Annotated in this window: 4 protein-coding genes and 1 pseudogene; all 5 read left to right on the top strand. The window is 48.1% G+C overall.

Features of this window, described 5'->3' with window-relative positions:
* Window positions 1-111 precede the first annotated feature (111 nt).
* On the top strand, window positions 112-954 hold the full coding sequence (locus SFV55_RS26405; RefSeq protein WP_320032586.1) for a DUF3822 family protein: 843 nt from the start codon (window positions 112-114) through the stop codon (window positions 952-954).
* A gap of 172 nt (window positions 955-1,126) precedes the next feature.
* Window positions 1,127-1,699 (top strand): RsmD family RNA methyltransferase, encoded by a 573-nt coding sequence (locus SFV55_RS26400; protein ID WP_320032585.1) that lies wholly within the window; start codon window positions 1,127-1,129, stop codon window positions 1,697-1,699.
* Window positions 1,700-1,726: 27 nt separating this feature from the next.
* On the top strand, window positions 1,727-2,161 hold the full coding sequence (locus SFV55_RS26395; protein WP_320032584.1) for a hypothetical protein: 435 nt from the start codon (window positions 1,727-1,729) through the stop codon (window positions 2,159-2,161).
* Between the two features lie 66 nt (window positions 2,162-2,227).
* Entirely contained in the window at window positions 2,228-3,337 is a 1,110-nt protein-coding gene (locus tag SFV55_RS26390) for a hypothetical protein (protein WP_320032583.1), read from the top strand.
* A gap of 69 nt (window positions 3,338-3,406) precedes the next feature.
* Window positions 3,407-3,604: pseudogene (locus SFV55_RS26385) on the top strand (hypothetical protein); the annotation flags it as partial.

The following is a 3,604-nucleotide window of genomic DNA, read 5'->3' as shown; positions in this document are numbered from 1 at the left end:
CCCCGCGCCCCTCGCCCCCCGTCGCGCCCCCTCCCCCCCCCCCCCCCCCCCCCCCCCCCCCCCCAAACCCCCCAATAAACAACTCCTCAACTCCAAGACAATTGCAGGCATTTGGCTAGTATCAAGTACGACATCGTTGAGGACAACTACTCGCCGCACATTTCGGCACTGTGCAAGTTATCTATCGTTTTTGGGACGGACAGCTTCAGCTGCGCAGTAGTAGACAACCAACTCAAAATCCAGGCCTATCAGCATTATCTATTGGATCGCAATGCACTGGGGCAGTTGGATTGGGCCACATTTTTGAGTAACCTGAGTGCTCCCCGCGAGCTATTGACCCGCAATTACCGGGCAGTTCGAGCAATGGTGGTTGCACCAACTTTCACCCTGGTGCCATCACAATGGTATCGGGCCGAAGAGCGCAGCACTTATCTCCAACACCTGACTACCCCTAATAGCAACGCCATGGTGCACACGGATGTTATTCCGGGTTACCCCGTCAATGCCGTGTACGAGATCCCCCAAGTGTGCCATGACTGGCTCAAGGGCATTCAGCCCGAAGCTGAATACGTACATTGTGTAAGCGCATTGGCTCCGCTGTTGCGCGGTCGTCTGGAAACCCCACACAACATTGCAGCCTATTTTATGCCCAATCGGGTGTTCATCTTTTATTTCCACGAGGGGCAATTGATTTTTTGCAATTCGTTTACGTACCAAACGCCTCGGGATGCCCTGTATTTTTTACTGTTGGTGTTTGACCAATTTCGTTTGGGTACCGAATACACCCCGCTGTGGATTTGTGGGCATTACAACGAAATGTCGGAGTTGCACCGCCAGATCAAACGTTACATCAAGTCCTTGCATTTTGTCAAATTGCCCACGGGATTTCGCACCGGAACCAAATTGAGCGCCATCCCTGAACATCTATATGTAGATTTGGTAGCTGGAATATAGAGCATGTTTAATTTTTTTTGTTTTAAGCGAAAATGCAGCCAATTTAGGCTGAATAAGACTCGAAAAGCGGAGTTTAGCAGCGCTAAATGAGTATTTTCGAGGCGAAATGCAGCCTAAATTGGGTCATTTGCAGCAAAACAAAAAATATTAAAAATGCTCACAATCAATCACCATGCGCATTATTGGAGGAAAATTTAAAGGGCGGCGTTTTGATCCACCTGCCGATAACTGGCCTACCCGCCCTACTACTGACTACGCCAAAGAAGGCCTGTTCAACATCCTCAACAACAACATTGACTTTGAGGAAACCAAAATGTTGGACCTGTTTGGTGGCACAGGCAGCCATTGCTACGAGTTCATTTCCCGGGGTTGTACAGATGCAACCTACGTAGACAAGTTTCAAGCGGCCATTAATTTTGTAAAAAAGACCGCCGAAACCTTAAAAATCACCGAAAACATCCGCATCATTCGTTCGGACGTGTTCCGCTTTATGGAAAGCTCGGGAGAGGATTACGACTACATCTTTGCCGGGCCACCATATGCCCTGGACACCATGGATACCATCCCGGATTTGGTGTTCAAATACAAACTGCTGCGGCCAGAAGGTTGGTTCGTGATGGAGCACAACCCACACCATACCTATAAACATCATCCCAATTATTTTCAGGAAAGACACTACGGAAAGACCATTTTTAGTTTTTTTCATCATCCAGATCATGCACATCAAGCAAGTGAGGAAGAATAAATTTAAATTGAATCCCAAACCGAAGACATGAAAAATTTAGTGTTATTGGCCTTTTTGAGTTTGAGCCTGGCCTTATCGGCCCAAAACAACGAATTGAATGGCAAATGGGTTGGGGTACTGACTCAACAGGAGGGTGGATTTCGTCAAAAGTATTACTGCGAATTGCGGATTCAACAAAAGGGCAACAAAATTACTGGCACTACTTACGTCAGTGTGGAAAAGGTCCACGCCGAGATGGCCTTTACTGGCGAGGTGAAAGGGAACACCATTGTGTTTAAAGAAAACCGCATCATTCAATACACCAAACTGGAGGACATGGCCTGGTGCCTCAAATGGGGCAACCTCACCTTGAAGAAAAAAGACACCATCTGGTACCTCGAAGGCATGTGGGATGGGCAATCGGTGTTTGGGCCTTGTATCCCGGGGAAGGTATTTTTGCAGAAAGAGGTGCCGAGGGCGTAGTATTAAAACCCTGCGGTCACTCGTTTCCACAAACATAAAAACGATCATTCTGAATCTAGTACTCTTATGAAAAACCTATTTTTTCTTTTGCTCCTCTGCTGCTCTTTCCACCTGCACGCTCAAAACAAGACGGCGAGCCCCAAACCCGTCGAAGTATGCGACCTCAGTTTGCAGTTCAGCAATAAAGAAGAACAAGAGCTGTTCTATGGCTTTGCTGCAGGTGATAAAATCGTCTTCAGCTTCAGTGAAAACGTAGGGGCCATGCTGGCGGAGGTTGAGATCACCGAGTTTCCCAGCAATGTCAAATTCAAAGAAGTGAACACCGCTGCGGTCAAGGAAAAAACCATCGAAGTGCCCAAAGCTGCTGTGTACCGCTTCCGCTTTCGCAGCGACACCAAAAAAGACCGCACCATCAAAGTGCAAATCAAACGTATACCCCAAACGGAAAAGACCCGCACCTTTGTCACCGCAGTAAAATGGGTGGAAAAATTCGACACCGTTTACCAAAACAATGAAACCCGTTTTGAAAAACAAATGGTGAAACAAACCCGCCGGGTTTTGGCACGTACGGATACGGCTATCGTAAGTTTGGCCGACAAAACCGAACGCATCGCTGCCAAAGCCAGTTGGTCCGGGTCTACCTCCAGCAAAGTGCCCGTTACCTTGCCCAGCAACAAATACGAAACCGATCGCTCTTACGAAGTGATCGCCTGGGCCTATTGGATCGGCTCGGGAGAGCAGGCCGAAAAACAATACAGCGAAGCCAATCGCCTGGCCACCCTGGGCAAATCTGCGGTAAGTGCCGCTGGCAAACTGGGTTACCTCGCTGGCCCCTACGGTGCACTGGCTTCCCTGGCCCTGGATGGCGTGAGCTACTTCACCGTACCCCGTGGCGGCAACAACATCAAGTACCGCGCCCTCAACAAAGACGGTAAAGTACTCGATCAAGGTGACGGCCCCGCTGCTTACGCCCGCCACAATGTATACACCCAAGGTACCATCACCTTCGAAATGGCCAATGACAACTACATCGAAGCCATCGATGCCCGGGTACGGATCATTGCCGTAGCTTTGGTAAAAACATATAAGCAGGAGGAGTATCTGGAAGAAAAGGAAGTACCAGTGGCGCGGAAGTTTGAGGTAAAGGTGAGCAAGGTGCCGGTATTGAGTAAATAATTAAAAAAGACTCTTGGAACTTTTTGTTTCCAAAATCAGTTTTTTCCTTGTTTCTTTAAACAAAAAAACATGCTGATCTCCGTTGCCGATACTTCCTTTACGGGCAAAGTTGTCCAGGAAATTGAATTAGAGTTCACTTCTGAATGGGTAAGTGTGGAAGAAATCATCACTGCACGTGTGATCAAGGAAGTAGAAACCTATAATCAAAAGCAGAGTGAATTTTTTCACGGCCTGGTTATCCCCTCCGAGGCCGAACAAACCCTCAAT

Source organism: Haliscomenobacter sp. (genome assembly GCF_033763495.1).
Lineage (GTDB): Bacteria > Bacteroidota > Bacteroidia > Chitinophagales > Saprospiraceae > Haliscomenobacter.
This window is presented reverse-complemented; position numbering and strand designations above follow the sequence as displayed.

Coding starts and splice junctions, on each gene's coding strand:
- SFV55_RS26400 (WP_320032585.1), top strand. CDS start 1,127: ATGCGCATTATTGGAGGAAAATTTAAAGGGCGGCGTTTTGATCCACCT.
- SFV55_RS26395 (WP_320032584.1), top strand. CDS start 1,727: ATGAAAAATTTAGTGTTATTGGCCTTTTTGAGTTTGAGCCTGGCCTTA.
- SFV55_RS26390 (WP_320032583.1), top strand. CDS start 2,228: ATGAAAAACCTATTTTTTCTTTTGCTCCTCTGCTGCTCTTTCCACCTG.